Raw genomic sequence first — 313 nt, 5'->3', positions numbered from 1 at the left:
GCCACGTCATCCGCGGGCCGCGACTTGGGGAGGAACCCGCTGACCCCGGCGCCGAGCGCGCGCTGCAGCACTTCGACCCCGACCGTGAGCGGCTCGAACGTGTCGGGAACGGCTACCGCCCGCGCGGTCCCGGCGGGAACGACGCCTCGTCTCAACGACCTCGACATGCCAGGCGGCGAGCGCGTCGAAGCGACGGCGACCTTCTCTGCCGACTGCCCTGCGCCTTGACTAGTTCCGTAGCTCTGGTGACGGCTAAGGCGAAGACGCCGGAGCCGAAGAGGCCCCCGACGACTGTTTCTTCGAGCTCGCGGTT

The organism is Microbacterium sp. Leaf203, from assembly GCF_001421275.1.
Taxonomy (GTDB): domain Bacteria; phylum Actinomycetota; class Actinomycetes; order Actinomycetales; family Microbacteriaceae; genus Microbacterium; species Microbacterium testaceum_A.
Note: the sequence above shows the minus strand (reverse complement) of the source record.